Below are 16,303 nucleotides of genomic sequence, written 5' to 3' on the forward strand. Positions count from 1 at the left end.
TGAGTATGAGTTTATCACGCGATACAGCCAACTATGAATGTTATATCTACAGAAATACCGGACGTTCTGATAATTGAGCCGAAAATTTTCGGAGACGATCGCGGTTTCTTTTTTGAGAGTTTCAATCACCAAGCTTTTGTCGAAAAAACAGGCGTGACGGCAGAATTTGTGCAAGACAATCATTCCAAGTCTTCTAAAAATGTGCTGCGGGGTTTGCACTACCAAATGCAGCAGCCTCAAGGTAAATTGCTGCGGGTTGTGGCGGGCGAAATATATGATGTGGCGGTGGATATTAGAAAAAGTTCGCCGACTTTCGGACAGTGGGTGGGCGAATTACTGAGTGCAGAAAATAAGCGGCAATTTTGGGTGCCGGCGGGATTTGCTCACGGTTTTTTAGTAGTATCAGACATTGCTGAAGTTTTGTACAAAACTACAGACTACTATGCACCGGGACACGAGCGGTGTATTGTATGGAATGACCCTGATTTGGCGATCGCCTGGCCGCTAGATGGTGCCGAACCAATTTTATCACCTAAAGACAAAGCCGGACAAACATTGAAAAGAGCTCAAGTGTTTTAGATAATGAAAATTTTACTCGCAGGCGGTAGCGGACAGCTAGCTCAAGAATTACAGCCCATACTATTATCTGTGGGAGAGGTTATTGCAGTCGATCGCACTTCCGTCGATTTATCCCAGCCCGAAACCATCCGTCAAGCAATGGCTGACATTCAACCGGATGTCGTCGTAAATGCCGCTGCTTACACTGCGGTTGACAAAGCCGAAAGCGAAGCAGACTTAGCCCACGCAGTCAACGGTATCGCACCGGGCATCTTTGCCGAAGAATGCGAGAAACTGGGAGCAAGTTTAATCCACTTTTCCACTGATTACGTATTTGATGGTAGCAGCGGTTCTGCTTATCTCGAAACAGATTCTACAAACCCATTGGGAATTTACGGGAAGTCCAAATTAGCAGGCGAGGAAGCAATTAGAAAAGCGGGAAACCGACATATTATTATTAGAACCGCCTGGGTTTACGGTAACGGAGGTAAAGGTAACTTCGTCAAAACCATGCTGAGATTGGGCAAAGATAGGGAAGAACTTCGGGTAGTAGCAGATCAGATTGGAAGTCCAACTTCGACGGCAGATTTGGGGGCTGCGACTGCCCAAATCATCCCTCTGCTTGGGCTAGAAAGTTTTGGGACTTACCAGTATACTAACAGCGGTGTGTGTAGTTGGTACGATTTTGCGATCGCCATTTTTGAAGAAGCAGAGAAACTCGGCTTTCCCCTCAAAATCAAGCGCGTAATTCCCATCACCACCGCCGAATATCCCACACCCGCAAAACGTCCCGCTTTTTCTGTACTTTCTACAGTAAAAATATCAGCACTTCTGGGAACCTATCCTCCCCACTGGCGGCAAGGGCTCAGACAAATGCTGGTTAAAGAGTTGACAGTTGACAGTTGACAGTTGTAGGGGCGGTGCCCCCGTGCCCGCCCTCAGAGTTGACAATTGACAGTTGACAGATGCGCGAAGTTTTTAAGACGGGATTTAAACCCCACCTTAAAAACAATTCGCCTTCTCAGCAGGCGCTAACAACCATTAAATTAAATGAAATATATAGCGGTTATCACAAAGATGAGGTATGTTGTTGGGCTTCAGCCCTCTTAGTCTAAGCGGTTATACAAGCTGCCAGTTGTACCTCATCTTTTTGAGAAAGGCTATATATAGCGGTTATCACAAAGATGAGGTATGTTGTTGGGCTTCAGCCCTCTTGATTTCAGTGGTTATATAACCTGTCAGTCATCCCTCACCTTTTTGAGAAAGGCTATATAACATTTGTCACAAAGATCGGGTATGAATGTAAATGGAGTTTTTGATGCGACGTTGCTTAATATATAATAAAGATCGGAGGGCTAAAGCCCAACAACGTACCTCACTTTTTTGAGAACCGCTATAAATAATTCAGTAAATCTTTAAAAATATCTATCTCCGAATTCATGAAAATCAAGAACCAAGATGTTTTAATTATCACCTCAGCTATCGGCATTTTGATACCCGCTGCATATATTTTGTACTTGATATCCCAAGCGGGAGACTTGTCTAATTTTGATTATTGGTGGATGACTTGGAATTTTTATTCAGTAGACGGTTTCTCTACAAATCCTTTTAACTGGATATTTCGGGCGAACGAGCATTTTGTCTTGATTCCGGCGATTATCTATGGCTTGAATATTATTGTCACCCAAGGTTCAAATATTGGTTTGTGTTTGATTGCTTGGTTTTTGGCTTTGATTCAGTGCTATGTCTTGATTGCTTTACTGCCTTTAAAATTAAGGAATTTTCCACTACAATTTATCTCAGTCATCCTGTGTATTTCTATTTTTAATTTTACTCCGGCGGCGGCACACAACTGGATGCGGGGATTTAGTGGAGTCCACTGGATTATTGCTAATTTATTTGTAATTTGTGCGATATTTTGTTTGCAATCCTACGTGAATTTATTATTAAATAGCAGAGAAGCAGAACCTTTAGATATTCATTCCCCGGCAGATATGGGTAATGAGGGAGTGCAACAAAACAAGTGGGTAATTGGTAGTATTGTTTTTGGGATTTTAGGTTGTATTAGTTACAGCACTCCTTTAGGTTTGTGGCCGATATTGTGTGGCGCTGCGATTGTGCTGCGGTTTCCTCGGCGGATAACTTATTTGTATTTTGCTGCTTCGATTGCGGTGATTGGTATTTATTTTTTAACTTACAAAACTCCGTCCAATCATCCTTCTTTGACTAAAATCAATCCGCTGAAAACTCTCGAATATATTCCGATTTATCTCGGGGGTATTTTTAGCGAAAATCTTATTGTTGCGTCAATTATTGGTATAATTGGCTTGATTGCTGTAACGGGTTTTGTCGGTTATTGGCTATTGGCAAAAAAGTCTGTGCAGCTTGGCTATCCTGTAGGGAATCGCCCAAATTGGCTGCCTTGGCTGTCCATCCAATTGTACACCCTGCAAACGGCTTTAATGGCCGCAGTTAGTCGATCGGGATTTGGAGTCGAACAGGCTACCGCTTCCCGCTACGCCACACTCCCAGCCTTGTTTTGGATGAGTACAATTATCCTCACAGTGCTTGCTGTGCAGGAGTTGCAGCCGAAACCGAGAATTCAAGAACGATGGCTGACACCGCTGTTTGCAGTCGTGACAGCCGCCGTCATTTTAATGTACGGGGTGGGCGGCGAAACTGCAAGGGCGATCGGCCGCAGAGCCACCTATCAACCGCTAGTAGCACTATCATTGCAATTAGGCATCACCGACATCACCCTAATTAAAGAGAGAGTAGGAAACAAACCCGCCGCATTTGTCGGATTAATCGATGCCTTAAAAACTAACAACTTAGTACCATTCAATCGAGACATCAAAAAATACAACTTCTGTGCAGCATTAGACACAAAAATCGACCCGAATTTACTCTCAGTCCCCAAAGACGGAGTACCCGGATATTTTGATACAATCACCAAACTCGCACCAGCCGCCGCTAGAGTAATTGGTTGGGTAGGAGATCCCGAAAATCATGTAAAATGTATTGTCATTCTCAACCAAGAAAATGTAGTTCGAGGTTTCGCCATGTCAGGATTTCCCCGCCCCGACTTAGTTAACTTATTTGGGACAGCCTACGAATCCGCAGCTTGGAGAGGATACATTCAAACATCGCCAACAGATAAATTATTGACAGCCTATGCTTCATTCAAAAACCGCGAAGGTTGGGTAGCTTTGCGAAACTCCCAATTTATCGATAAAAATTAAAATTTATCCATAACAACCATAAATAATTTATAAACCCCTTTTTCCTACTCTCTCTGTGCTCCTCCTTCTCTGCGCCCTCTGCGCCCTCTGCGGTTAATAAAAAAACTCATTGACAACACAAATAAAATATAATTGCCTTATGCCCAAACAAATCAGCTTCGTAATTCCCGTTCATAACGAAGAAGCAACCCTCAAAATGCTGTTTGAAAAAATTAGCACAGTCATGTCCCAAACAGGAATTGACAGTTACGAAGTCATTTTCATAGACGATGGTAGCCGCGATGCTTCTTGGCGAGAAATTGCTGATTTAGCCAGTCAATTTCCCCAACAAATTAAAGCGATAAGAATGCGCCGCAATTTTGGCAAATCCTCCGCACTTTCAGCAGGATTTCGCAATGCAGCAGGAAAAATTATCTTTACTCTCGATGCAGATTTACAGGACGACCCCGCCGAAATTCCAAAATTTTTACATCATCTAGAATTGGGATTTGATTTGGTCTCTGGTTGGCGAAAACAGCGGAATGACCCCCTATCGAAAACCTTGCCTTCGAGGCTGTTTAATGCAGTTGCGTGTTTGCTGACTGGGGTGCAAATGCACGACATGAATTGCGGTTTCAAGGCTTATCGGCGGGAAGTTTTACACTCAATTAAATTGTACGGGGAATTGCACCGCTATATTCCAGCATTAGCAAATAATTTAGGTTTTAAAATTGGCGAAGTAGTTGTCGAACACCATCCGCGAAAACATGGTAAATCAAATTACGGTTGGGAACGTTATGCGCGGGGATTTATTGATTTGTTGACGGTGTTGGCGACTACTCAGTATTTGCACAAACCAGGTCATTTGTTTGGTGGATTGGGGTTGTGTTTTGGCTTGGTGGGTACTGTTTCGCTGAGTTATTTGATTGTGATTTGGTTTCTAAATTTAGCCGGGATGCACTTTGGGCCGATCGGGAATCGACCTTTGCTATTTTTTGGGATTTTGTGTACAATTCTGTCGGTGCAGTTGATTTCTTTGGGAATTTTGGCTGAGTTGATTGCGCGGAATGTGGCTGCTGATTATGTGGATAAGCAGATTTGTGAAATTATTGATGATTCGGATTTTGATATTTAACTGTTTATATTATGATGTTTGTAGTGAGGACTTTAGTCCTCTGATTTTGAAGAAGGACTGAAGTCCTCACTACGAACCTTAAGAAGGACTGAAGTCCTCACTACGAACCTTAAGAAGGACTGAAGTCCTCACTACGAACCTTAAGAAGGACTGAAGTCCTCACTACGAACCTGAAGAAGGACTGAAGTCCTTACTACGAACCTGGAGAAGGACTGAAGTCCTCACTACGAACCTGGAGAAGGACTGAAGTCCTTACTACGAACCTTAAGAAGGACTGAAGTCCTCACTACGAACCTGAATTACGAACCTGAAGAAGGACTGAAGTCCTCACTACGAACCTGTTTTATTTGTGATTTTAAAGATTATCCATTTGCCTTGTTTATCTACTATTTCTCCTTCAATGTTTGGATGCCAATCGCTGCGAGTCAGGATATAATCGGCCTGATATTTTTGGGCTACTTTGACTAACTCTGTACTGCTGCGACGGCTGAATAAGTCGTTCCCTCCCCAAATCATTTGCGGGTTTAAGGGAACTCCTAAAATAGCTTCCATGCGATTTTGCCACTCTTTGATTCCTGTTTCTGTTAAGGGAAAATTCTTAAAATTAACTACTATAGCTCTCTGAGAGTAAAACTGGAAGCTGGTAACTGAAGGTGGAATTAATATGAGTGCATCTTGATTGCTAATTTGCGAAAAGTGTAAAGCTAGTCTGTTTAAGTCGTTGCTGGTAACTACATTAATATTAACTCTTTTTTGAAATGTTTCTAACATTGGCTTTGGTAAAATCCCTCCTACTCCCAAAACTAAGATGGCGGTAGTTGTCAAAGCTAAAATATGGGTTACTATTTGTGTGAGTGCTGTAGATATAGATGTTTGTTCTAAAATGAAAGGCAAGGCAAGAATTGAAAAGAGGATAGGTATGCTAATTAGGCGATTTCCTATAATTTCCCACGAATCAGTCGCCGGATATATCAAACTAAAAATCAACGTTGCTGCTGTAAAAATCCACAACAATATATTGTATCTCTTGGGAAATACGTAGTTTCTGCTTTGCCAAACTGATAATCCGAGGAAAATTACACCTCGAAAAGGCAACGTCAGTACAGAGAGCAGCAACAAGCTAACAGCTATTTTTTTATTTGTGTAAAGCCTATCGACGGTTAAACTAACAGCAATAAATATAATTAACTGAGCAAATGGAACGGTTCTCGCCAATTGCAGTTTGGCGATTAAAGCTAGCGGGTAAACTTCTACAAATACGTAGTTTAAGAACAGCGCGAAAATTGACGTGCCAACAATTATGTAAAAATTAATCTTGTCTGCTTTTTGGAGTAAGTCGGTATTTTTGATGCACAGCAAGCCGCCACTGATGAAGCAGATAAAGTTCAACCAATTCCCCATAGTCCAATTTGACGGCAGGATGTGGTGAGGATTGCGGACTTTGGCGTGGATGAATACAAACTCGGCATTATCCATGGTTGGAGTACCGGTAGTACCTGTCAATAACATGGGTACGTACACTATACTTGACATTGCTGCTAAAAGTGCGATCGCCAAAATCAATGTTTTGTACTGTCGCTTTTTGACAGATTTTATCAGTAAAACGGGAATCATCATCAATCCCGGCAGAAAACCCACTAAAAATTGCAGCAAACAAGCCAGTCCAAAAAAGAAATATCCTGTCAGCCATTTCTGACGCAAACTAAAGTAAATTCCCCAGATTGCGACACCCATTGCGAAGGTACTCGGTACTGATTTTGTGGAAAATATCAGCGTGTTGCCCACATCTGTAAATGAAGCGGCTAAACACAAGAAACTCATTGCTGCTACTGGCAGTTGTGAATTAGTATATATTCTGATAATTGCCCGACAAGCTAGGATAACTGAACCAAAGGCTAGGAATTGATAAATAAAATGTACTAAGGGGATGCTTAACCCTAAGCTTGCTAACAAATAAATGATCTGATAATAATAGTATCTCGGATTGAATTTAACCATTTCCTGAACGTGATAGTCATTTTTGTAAAGTTCAGGATTGAGCAGCGATTGGATTTGTGGCAATTCGGGAAAGTTGCCTCCTATCGGGAACTTATACCCTACTGCTATGAATGAACCGATGATAATAACAGTATAGAGAGATATATTTAAATACTTGTTTGATTTTTCAGTTTTCTGCATTGACGGTTCAATTTTTTTGATGTGATATTAAAGTGAAGGGGCTTTTTTATAAACCGCAGAGGCGCAGAGGACTCAGGGGAGGAAAAAGAGCGAAAGCAGGGGCGAATTTATAGCGGTTGTCACAAAGATTAGGTACGTTGTTGGGCTTCAGCCCTCTTGGTTTAAGCGGTTATATAAGCTGTCAGTCATACCTCACCTTTTTGAGAAAGGCTATATCTATAATTTTTGTAGGATGGCTTGACCAATTAATAACTCTGCCTTGGCTACCATATTGCACATCAAATCACCAGATATAATATCACGGATTGAGCCGATCGCTATTTCGGGTTTTGCTACAAAGGCAGGTACTGAACGCAGTTAGCTAAATCTTCAGGTTCGTTAACCTTGGCAATTATTTCCAAGTCACGAATCGAATCGCCAACAGTTACACTTTGTTGGTGAGCGTAGATGACGCCAGCAAAATTTATTCCTTCTTGCTGGCGGCGGTTTGCTATGGCTAAAAAATCCTCGTCTTGAGTAAAAACAACGCGCTGAAGCTCGGCTGCGCGATCGAGTATAATAGTGTCGGGCATACCTGTTCTACCGTCGTCTTGAACCGTCAGAACATCTACATCCCGAAACTGCAATCCCACCGTAATTGCCAAGTGGATATGTTCGTCCATATATAGCGCTATGCTCATTTAATTAGTCCCTGGGCTCGGAGTTTTTTAGCCAAAGCAGATTCGCCAGCCTCTAAGCGCAACTTTTCGGCATACTCAAACCTGCGCTGCATATCTGCATCAAGCTCTTGTTTGTGATCCCAATAATAAGCAAAAGCAGAATGAATTTGGCTCATTGTCAAATAGCGGTGGTTGAGGTGCAACTCGGCTGGACTCCACCCGTAAGCGATATGAGCTTGTACTAATTCAACGACTTTCATTGTGGTTCCGGCGATGAGAGGAACGTTCTTCTCGTCTAATTCCACATATTTGTATTCAGTTGCAGTTAGAGTCACGGTTTTTACCTTTTCGATCGCACTTTTATACTTCTATTATATCTATTAGATCGATCGCCCCAATCACAACAAAACCCGCAAAAGCGGGTTTTCCAACAGTATCTTACAGAGGGACTTCCCTGGATTAATCCTAATAACCAGGCTCTTCCTCGTACTCAGGAGTCTTAGTCTTCTCAGGGATATTCACCCGAGGAGCCTGGTAAGGCTTCGATGCTTCATCGTCAGCCCAAGCATCCGCCTCCACATCATCCTCGTACTCGTACTCCACTACGACAGGCTCCTTCGGGCGAGAAACTTGAGGGCTGTACTGCTTCTCTTCGTACTCGTCTTCCTCGTAATCGTCCTCGCCGCCCCAATTATCCTCTTCATACTCATCATAATCGTCTATCTGCTGGGGCTGGGGCATCGCGCGCATCTGCTGCTGTCGTACCGGTGGGCGATTCCACTGCGAATCCTCATCCCAAGGAACCTCTTCTACCACGGGTGCTGCTACTCGGCTTCGCATTTCTGGTGCAGGAATCCGCACGCCGGGGCCCAATTGATTTCCCGGAGCCACAGGTTTGGGATAATAGCCTTGTTCCTCCTCGTCGCGTTCCCAAGGTGCTTGTCCCAAACCGACGCGCTCTAGCAAACCCACGCTAAGCTGCCTCAGCCTTTCCTCGGAACCTTCAAACACAATCAAGCGGTTGGGGCCGCTGCTGACAATTTCTTCAATCCCCAACTCGTAGGTACTGAGAACTTGGTCGGGGATTTGGGGGATTCCGAGGGAAGCGATGACGATAGAAACTAACTTACCGTCTTCCGGGTCAAACCTAAAGCCCCGCACCCTTCCCAAAAGTTCGCCGGTTTCGGTAATCACTTCGCTGTTAATCAAAATGCTGTAGACTTCAACATCAACATCATCTTCGATCGCACTTTCATCTTCCACCAACAGCACGTCGCCAATTTCGCTAACATTGCTGAGGAACATAAACTTCGGCATTCCAGCGACCGCAAATATATTATCACGCAGACCGATCGCCACAACTTCCCGCCTGTCAATGTCCACCCACAATTGACTGACTACACCCAAGCGCTTACCTCTGTCGCGGGTGATTACCTGAGTGCCTAGAATGTCGGAGCGTTGGCAGATTTGTTCGGATGTCATCTAGCTTTAATCCTGATTTATCGAGTACATATATTGCTGAACACGTTCGTCAACAGAAACACTGGGACTACAACTTAAGTCCGATGACTTGAGTATAAGCTCCCCGCGCTTGAGTAACACCAATTGTACGCTCAGCCGATTGAATCATAGGTCGCCGCAAACTCACAACAATAAACTGGGCTTGTTCAGACTGTCGTTTTATCATTCTAGCTAATCGCTCCACATTTGCCCCATCCAAAAACATATCCACTTCATCAAAAGCATAGAACGTAGATGGGCGGTAGCGTTGCAGCGCAAAAATAAAACTCAGCGCCGTCAGCGATTTTTCGCCTCCCGACATCGAAGCCAGCCGCTGAACGGGTTTCCCCTTCGGGTGAGCGACCAAATTCAAACCGCTGCTGAAGGGGTCTTCCTGGTCATCTAGCTGAAGATACCCGTCACCTTCGGAAAGTTCCGCAAAGATAGTCTGGAAGTTCTCGTTAACCGCATCGAAAGCTTCTTTAAAAGCGCGCCGCCTGAGCGTGGTAAAATTTTCGATTCTAAGCAAAAGTTCAGTGCGTTCTCCTGCCAATGTCGTCAATTTTTGACTCAATTCTTGCAGGCGTTCTTGAGTGCGGTTGTACTCTTCCAATGCTAGCATATTGACTGGTTCTAAAGCTTGAATGCGTTTGGCGATCGCCTTTACTTCTTGCTGCAATTCAGTCAAATTGGCTTTCTCGACATTTTCCGGAATCGACGGCACCGGATCCGGCATTTCCGCGCGCTGGGTTTCCATGAGAGTGCGGACGGCGGCTAATTGTTCCCGGCGTTCTTGCTGAGTTTCGTGCAGTTTTTGCAACTGCCATTGTAACTGTTGTTTTGCCAAATGTTGCTCTCGCAGTTGCGATTCCGCGCGATCGCGTTCTCCTTTCTCCAAACCCAATTTCTCTTCAATTTGGGCCAAAGCCTCCTTAGCTGCTGCAATCTGTGCGTCGAGTTCCAACTGCTGTGAAACAATCCGGTTTACAGCATCAGTTCCCGCATTTTGCTGCACTTGCCATTCCTGCAATTTCTCGCTGCCTTCCTTAATTTTTTCTTCCAAGCGCCCGAATTGATTTTGCAGGTCTCCTTGGCGCTGCTGGGCGTTTCTCAGAGCCAATTCGCGCTCTTGCAGTTGCGCTTCTAGAGTTCGCAAACCCGACTGCATTTGCTGCCATTCGCTGTGACTGTTCGACTCTTCCAACTGCGCCAAAGTTTGGCGGTACTGCTGCAATTGAGTTTCCTGTGCGGGCAATTCCCTCGAAAGCAACTGCAATCGCGATCGCGAATCAGTCAATTCCTGAGTATTTTTAGCAATTTGCGATCGCACTTGTTCCTGTTGCGCTTGCAAATTCTTTATTTCCGACTCCAACTGTTCCAAGCGCAACTGATGTTCGCGCAAACTCTGCTTTGCTTCCATCAATTCTTGGCTGCGAGTTTTGACAGCAACAGCAGCGCGATCGATCGCAATTTTGCACCGTTCCAAAATCCGCTCAATTTCCTCAATACGTTCTTCCAAAGCAGCAATTGTCCGCGCTTCATCCGCAGCATCACTAGCATCAACCGTACCAAAATGCAAGGTAGATCTATTAGTAGAACTTCCCCCAGTCATCGCGCCGCTAGTTTCCAGAATTTCCCCATCTAAAGTGACAATCCGGTACTGTCCCAAATAGCGGCGGGCATCGGTAAGATTGCTAAACACCACCGTACTGCCAAAAACGTAAGCAAAAATCTCCTGATAGCGCGCATCGCACTCAATCAAATTCACAGCCGCATCCAAAAACCCAGCCGCGCGCCGCAAATTTTCATTCACCGAAAACCTGCCACCTCTAATCTTATTCAAAGGCAAAAACGTCATCCTTCCCGCCCGTTTTTGCTTCAACAATTCGATCGCAGCAGCCCCCACACTATCATTTTCCACCACCATATTACCCATGCGGCCGCCCGCTGCAATTTCCAGCGCCAACTGAAAGCGCGGTTCCACCCTGCCCAGTTGAGCCACCAAACCACAAACTCCGCCAATTCCGCTTTGCGCGATAATTTTTGCAGTAAACGTGCCGCTCGCTTCTTGCTGGGCTTGAAACTGCACTTCTAGCTTATCTAATTTGCGCTGTCTTTCCCGCTGTTCTTCCAGCAAACGAGTTTGAGTTTCCTGTTGCAATTGCAATTCTTGTTCGGCTGCGACTACAATCTGATTCAGCGATTCAACTTGCAAAGCAGCAACTTTTTGAGTTTCCCCAAGGCTTGATTGTTGAACTTTTTTGGCTGTAATTTCCTGTTCCAATACTTGCAGCGATTGGTTTTGTTCTTGAATTTGACTTTGCAGGCGATCGACTCTTTCGCCAATAGTAGCTTGTTCGGTGCGCTGCGGCTCCAAAGTTTGCTGAATTGTTTCGATTTGGCGGTGCAGTTCCGTTTGTTGCTGCACCCAAGCTTCCGCCGTCGAGGCGATCGCATTTGCAACTTCCCGACTGTCAGCTAAACTTTTCTGGGCTTCGTCTCGCTGTTCCTGCAAAGTACCTATTTGAGACATCACATAGGATATTTCAATCTCAATTTGCTCCAAACTTTGCCGAAACTGCCGCACTTCTTCCTCAGTTTGTGCTATATTAGCAGCCATTTGTCCAGCAGTTGTTTCCAAATCCTGTTTGCGGTTTTGGAGTTGCCGCCGTTCCGCTTCCTGAGTAGCAATACTTGCTTGCAAAGCCAACAATTCCGACTCGCCCAAAGCTTTAACGCGAGCATTCAGCGCGTCAAGTTCAGCGGTTGCAGCTTGAATTTGGGTGGTAATGGCTTGCAATTGTTCGGTGAGAGATGCAGAATTGCGATCGCCCGTTTCGATTTGTTCGCGCAGTTTCCACTCTTGCTTTTGCAACTGGCGGAACTTGAGAACAATTTCCCACTGCGACTTCTCTTGAAATTCCGCCCGCAACTTTTGATATTTTTCAGCTTTTGCGCGATCGTTCGCCAGTCTATCGCGCTGAGAAATTAGCTCTTTTTCGACAATACTGCTGCGCTCTTCAACTTCCTTAACTTCATCCAACTTCTGCCGTGCGAGAGAGATTTTGCGATCGAATTGAGCCACTCCAGCTAATTCGTCAATAATTTCGCGGCGTTCCTTAGAATTCATCGAAATAATGCTAGTAACGTCTCCTTGCAAAACAACGTTATAACCTTCGGGATAAATTCGCAAACGGTTAAGTTGTTCGTGCAGTTGAGTCAGCGTGCAAGGTGCGCCATTAATGTAATAATTTGACGTATAAGTTCCTTGACGAGTTACCCTGAGTTTCCGCGTCACACTCCACTCATCCGGTTTGGGAGTTTGAATTTTAGATTTTCGATTAGTAGCGAGTAGTTGTCCGTTGTTTTCTTGACTGGTGGCGATTTCTATTTCTTCGACTTCTTCAACAGATAACTCATCCGATTTTTGATTGGGAATTTGAGATTTTCGATTGGATGATTGTCCGTTGTTGTCTTCAGTTTCTGGAATTTCGATTGCTTCTACATCTTCTGCTGCAACAGACTCAACAGACAAATCATCCGCTGCCTTTTCTACCTCATCCTCATCCTCATCTTCATCCTGAGCGAACCATTCATCACCCACATCTTCCAGCGCAAAGGTAGCAGTCACGCTAGCCTCAATCGTACCGCGCTTATTTTGGGCGCTGTTCACCAAATCCGGCAAACGTTCAGCCCGCATTCCCTTAGAAGTCGAAAGTCCCAGACAAAACAACAAAGCATCGAGGATATTGGACTTCCCTGAACCGTTGGGCCCGGAAACCACAGTAAAACCAGGCAGCACGGGAATGGACGTTGTGCCACCAAAAGATTTAAAGTTAGTTAGTTCGATCCGCTTAATGTGAACCATTTGCTAGCACTAACTTTGGCTTTAGGGTATTCCTGACAGGGTAGCACAGGCATTGGGGCGATCGACAACGTGCGAACTTCTCGGCATTGTCGATCGAACAGGTATATGCCACTTTTGTCAACAACGGAGTCGGATTCAACTTCTTCAAAAGCTTGTTGAGAATGGTTTAGCATCTCGGCCCCCAGCGACACCATCAAAGAAAAGTAAAGTTTGATACAAATAACTTCATGAAACTAAATCAACATTAATTTGGCGATCGTACCTGAAACCCCCACCCAGTAAGAATTTAGCCAAGATAAAGTCAGACCTTCCTCACATTACCCCCTAGACATATTCAAACTTTCCGGTAAAATCGAAACCAAAATTAATAATGTATAAAGTAACGAAGCGAATATTATGGAGGGCAAAATCATTACACCAGCTCAAAACTCGTCTAACCTGTCCGCTTCACCAGAAAGCGACCAACAAGTATTACAAATTTGGGGTCGCCAGCCCCTGAAAGGACACGTCAAAATCAGCGGCGCCAAAAACTCAGCCTTAGTAGTCATGGCAGGAGCTCTACTATGCCCTGACGATTGCCACATCCGCAACGTTCCCGCATTGGTCGATGTCGCCCGCATGGGGCAAATTCTATCGGCTGTAGGAGTCAAAGTACAGCAGAATGGCGATACTTTAGACATCAACGCCAGCAACCTCATGGATGCTCAAGCCCCCTACGAATTAGTCAGCCAACTGCGGGCGAGCTTCTTCATCATCGGGCCGCTGCTAGCGCGTTTGGGATTTGCCAAAGTGCCATTACCAGGTGGTTGTGCCATCGGTGCCAGGCCTGTTGAACTTCACGTTCGGGGCTTGCAAGCCCTCGGCGCCGAAGTCCACATTGACCACGGCACAGTTAACGCTTACGTCAAAGGGCCGAACCGCCGCCTGAAAGGAGCCAAAATTTATTTGGACTACCCCAGCGTCGGCGCCACTGAAACTTTGATGATGGCGGCGACTTTGGCCCAAGGAGAAACCGTGATTGAAAACGCGGCTCAAGAACCGGAAGTCGTCGATTTGGCGAATTTCTGCCGCGCGATGGGAGCCAAAATTCAAGGCGCAGGCACAAATACGATCGTCATTTCGGGAGTTGAGAAACTCCACGCGGTAGACTATGCAATTATTCCCGATCGCATCGAAGCCGGAACATTTTTATTAGCAGGAGCCATCACTCACTCAGAAATCAGTTTGTCGTCGGTAATTCCCGACCACCTGACCGCAGTTATTGCCAAATTGCAGACAATGGGGGCGAAAATTATCGTAGAGTCCGACATTGTGCGGATAGTTCCCGGCAAAATTCTCACTGCCACAGACATCGAAACTCTGCCTTACCCCGGTTTCTCCACAGATATGCAAGCTCCGTTTATGGCTTTGCTGACGCTGAGCGAGGGAGACAGCATGATCAAAGAAACCGTATTTGAGAACCGCTTGCGCCACGTAGCAGAACTCAACCGCATGGGCGCCGACATTCGCGTTAAAGGGAATGTCGCCGTGGTGCGCGGAGTCTCAATGCTGTCGGGTGCGCCGGTAGTCGCAACAGATTTGCGGGCTTCGGCGGCTTTGGTAATCGCGGGACTTGCAGCAGATGGTGTCACAACCATCAGCAGCTTGCAGCATTTAGACCGCGGCTACGAGCAGTTAGAGATGAAACTTCAAAAATTGGGAGCTAAGTTGCGGCGAGTCAAAGAGGGCACAGACCCGGCGACGGCTGAGGCTCCTGTCAATCCCGTGCGATCGAGTTTAAACTGTTAGTTAGTAGTTAGTGGTTATTTGTTATTGGTTGTCGGTTATTTGCGGTGCCCGCTCGCGTAGTCGAAGGGTCGAAGAGTTATTATTTATTAGTTATGACAACTAATAAATAACAAATAACAAATAACAAATAACAAATAACAAATAACAAATAACCACTGCCAACTGCCCAATGACCAACTGACTAAAATGTTAAACATCCCCCTCATCGGTTTAAAAGCAGACCAGTTTCGGCACCCGCTGGACTTGGAAGCCACCAACACTCTCAAACAACTGCCCGGCCTGGATTTGATGGTGCGGCAGTTGCTGGGACAACTTGGCGAACAGTTTTTTATGCTCGAAAATCTGGCTTCCAGCGTCCAAGTCGGCGAAAATCAATTACCGCACCTGCATCAATTGCTGGTAGATGCTTGCAAAACTCTGGATTTGGAAGTACCGCAGCTCTATGTCCGCCAGCATCCGATGCCCAATGCTTACACCTTTGCGATGCGAGGAAAACAGCCGTTTGTGGTGATGCACACTTCCCTGATTGATTTGCTCACCGACGAGGAAGTGAAAGCCGTAATCGCTCACGAGTTGGGACATTTGAAATGCGAACACGGAGTTTATCTGACTCTGGCTAATTTAATTGTCTTGGCCGCCGGTCAAATTTCGCCTTTGGGAACCGTACTCGCCCAGGGTTTGCAAACGCAAATGTTGGAATGGTTGCGCTGTGCAGAATTTACGTGCGATCGCGCCGCCTTGCTCGCCACCCAAGACCCCAGAGTGGTAGCATCGGTGTTGATGAAACTGGCCGGAGGTTCGCCGACGTTAGCACCGAAACTGAATCTCGATGCGTTTTTGGCGCAAGCGCGGGCCTACGACGACCTCAGTAGCACTGAACTCGGGGAAATGCTCAAGCAAGCTCAAACGGCTCAGTTGTCCCATCCTGTACCAGTATTGCGCGCCAAAGAGATCGATCGCTGGGCAAGTTCAAAAAATTATGAATCTTTGCTTGCAGAAAGTCGATCGGTGTGTTATGATGGTGAAGCCACAAAAAAGGGCGGGTGGCGAAATTGGTAGACGCATCAGACTCAAAATCTGACACCGAAAGGTATGAGAGTTCGATTCTCTCCCCGCCCACTACTTACAGAGCTTAATAAATTAGGGTTCGAGATGATAAGTCTCGAACCCTAATTTATATGGCATCGGGAATTGGGCATCGGGAATTGGGCATCGGGCATTTAACCAATAACCAACAAGCTGTCACGCATTTAAGTTGTAGTATATTCAGAGGCGTTGCTGAGTTAGAGTATGAATAGGAGGAATAATTTATGCAATGCCCTGAATGTAAATCAACCCATATCCGTAAAAACGGCAAGAAGAAAGGAAAACAAAATCACATTTGTGTCCAATGCAG

At 45.4% G+C, this 16,303-nt stretch carries 12 protein-coding genes, 1 tRNA gene and 1 pseudogene; 8 read left to right on the forward strand and 6 right to left on the reverse strand.

From position 1 onward, the window contains the following. Window positions 1-33: 33 nt before the first annotated feature. The 4 genes from rfbC to QZ938_RS16385 all read left to right on the forward strand — a co-directional run bounded on the left by rfbC (window position 34) and on the right by QZ938_RS16385 (window position 4,914). On the forward strand, window positions 34-579 hold the full coding sequence (gene rfbC, locus QZ938_RS16370) for a dTDP-4-dehydrorhamnose 3,5-epimerase (RefSeq protein ID WP_293352378.1): 546 nt from the start codon (window positions 34-36) through the stop codon (window positions 577-579). A gap of 3 nt (window positions 580-582) precedes the next feature. Then, window positions 583-1,464: a dTDP-4-dehydrorhamnose reductase gene (gene rfbD / locus QZ938_RS16375; protein WP_293352376.1), complete on the forward strand. Its 882-nt coding sequence runs from the start codon at window positions 583-585 to the stop codon at window positions 1,462-1,464. A gap of 533 nt (window positions 1,465-1,997) precedes the next feature. Beyond that, window positions 1,998-3,800, forward strand: coding sequence for a hypothetical protein (locus tag QZ938_RS16380; RefSeq protein ID WP_293352374.1), 1,803 nt, complete (start codon window positions 1,998-2,000; stop codon window positions 3,798-3,800). A gap of 139 nt (window positions 3,801-3,939) precedes the next feature. Beyond that, the gene (locus QZ938_RS16385; RefSeq protein ID WP_293352372.1) at window positions 3,940-4,914 is read left to right on the forward strand and encodes a glycosyltransferase family 2 protein; all 975 of its coding nucleotides are present in this window, start codon (window positions 3,940-3,942) and stop codon (window positions 4,912-4,914) included. Window positions 4,915-5,244: 330 nt separating this feature from the next. Here the strand turns inward: QZ938_RS16385 and QZ938_RS16390 are convergent, their stop codons facing one another. The 6 genes from QZ938_RS16390 to QZ938_RS16415 all read right to left on the reverse strand — a co-directional run bounded on the left by QZ938_RS16390 (window position 5,245) and on the right by QZ938_RS16415 (window position 13,292). Beyond that, window positions 5,245-7,092 carry a DUF6798 domain-containing protein gene (locus QZ938_RS16390; RefSeq protein ID WP_293352370.1) on the reverse strand — a complete coding sequence of 616 codons (1,848 nt, stop codon included), beginning with the start codon at window positions 7,090-7,092 and terminating at the stop codon, window positions 5,245-5,247. Window positions 7,093-7,424: 332 nt separating this feature from the next. Next, entirely contained in the window at window positions 7,425-7,772 is a 348-nt protein-coding gene (locus QZ938_RS16395) for a DUF5615 family PIN-like protein (RefSeq protein WP_293157120.1), read from the reverse strand. Next, on the reverse strand, window positions 7,769-8,086 hold the full coding sequence (locus QZ938_RS16400; protein WP_293157123.1) for a DUF433 domain-containing protein: 318 nt from the start codon (window positions 8,084-8,086) through the stop codon (window positions 7,769-7,771). Before QZ938_RS16400 ends, QZ938_RS16395 begins: the two co-directional genes overlap by 4 nt. Window positions 8,087-8,216: 130 nt before the next feature. Beyond that, window positions 8,217-9,233: a PRC-barrel domain-containing protein gene (locus QZ938_RS16405; protein WP_293352368.1), complete on the reverse strand. Its 1,017-nt coding sequence runs from the start codon at window positions 9,231-9,233 to the stop codon at window positions 8,217-8,219. Between the two features lie 67 nt (window positions 9,234-9,300). Beyond that, window positions 9,301-13,119: a chromosome segregation protein SMC gene (gene smc, locus QZ938_RS16410; protein WP_293352366.1), complete on the reverse strand. Its 3,819-nt coding sequence runs from the start codon at window positions 13,117-13,119 to the stop codon at window positions 9,301-9,303. Further along, window positions 13,092-13,292: a hypothetical protein gene (locus QZ938_RS16415; protein WP_293157132.1), complete on the reverse strand. Its 201-nt coding sequence runs from the start codon at window positions 13,290-13,292 to the stop codon at window positions 13,092-13,094. The genes smc and QZ938_RS16415 overlap by 28 nt, the downstream gene beginning before the upstream one ends. A gap of 223 nt (window positions 13,293-13,515) precedes the next feature. Between QZ938_RS16415 and murA the strand changes: the two genes are divergently transcribed. The 4 genes and pseudogenes from murA to QZ938_RS16435 all read left to right on the forward strand — a co-directional run. Beyond that, window positions 13,516-14,907 (forward strand): UDP-N-acetylglucosamine 1-carboxyvinyltransferase, encoded by a 1,392-nt coding sequence (gene murA / locus QZ938_RS16420; RefSeq protein WP_293352364.1) that lies wholly within the window; start codon window positions 13,516-13,518, stop codon window positions 14,905-14,907. Window positions 14,908-15,093: 186 nt separating this feature from the next. Further along, window positions 15,094-15,966 carry a M48 family metallopeptidase gene (locus QZ938_RS16425; RefSeq protein ID WP_293352362.1) on the forward strand — a complete coding sequence of 291 codons (873 nt, stop codon included), beginning with the start codon at window positions 15,094-15,096 and terminating at the stop codon, window positions 15,964-15,966. Next, a tRNA-Leu gene (locus tag QZ938_RS16430) sits at window positions 15,945-16,026 on the forward strand. The genes QZ938_RS16425 and QZ938_RS16430 overlap by 22 nt, the downstream gene beginning before the upstream one ends. A 191-nt stretch (window positions 16,027-16,217) precedes the next feature. Beyond that, a pseudogene (locus QZ938_RS16435) lies at window positions 16,218-16,303 on the forward strand (IS1 family transposase); the annotation flags it as partial.

The organism is Microcoleus sp. CAWBG27, assembly GCF_020883145.1.
GTDB lineage: Bacteria > Cyanobacteriota > Cyanobacteriia > Cyanobacteriales > Microcoleaceae > Microcoleus.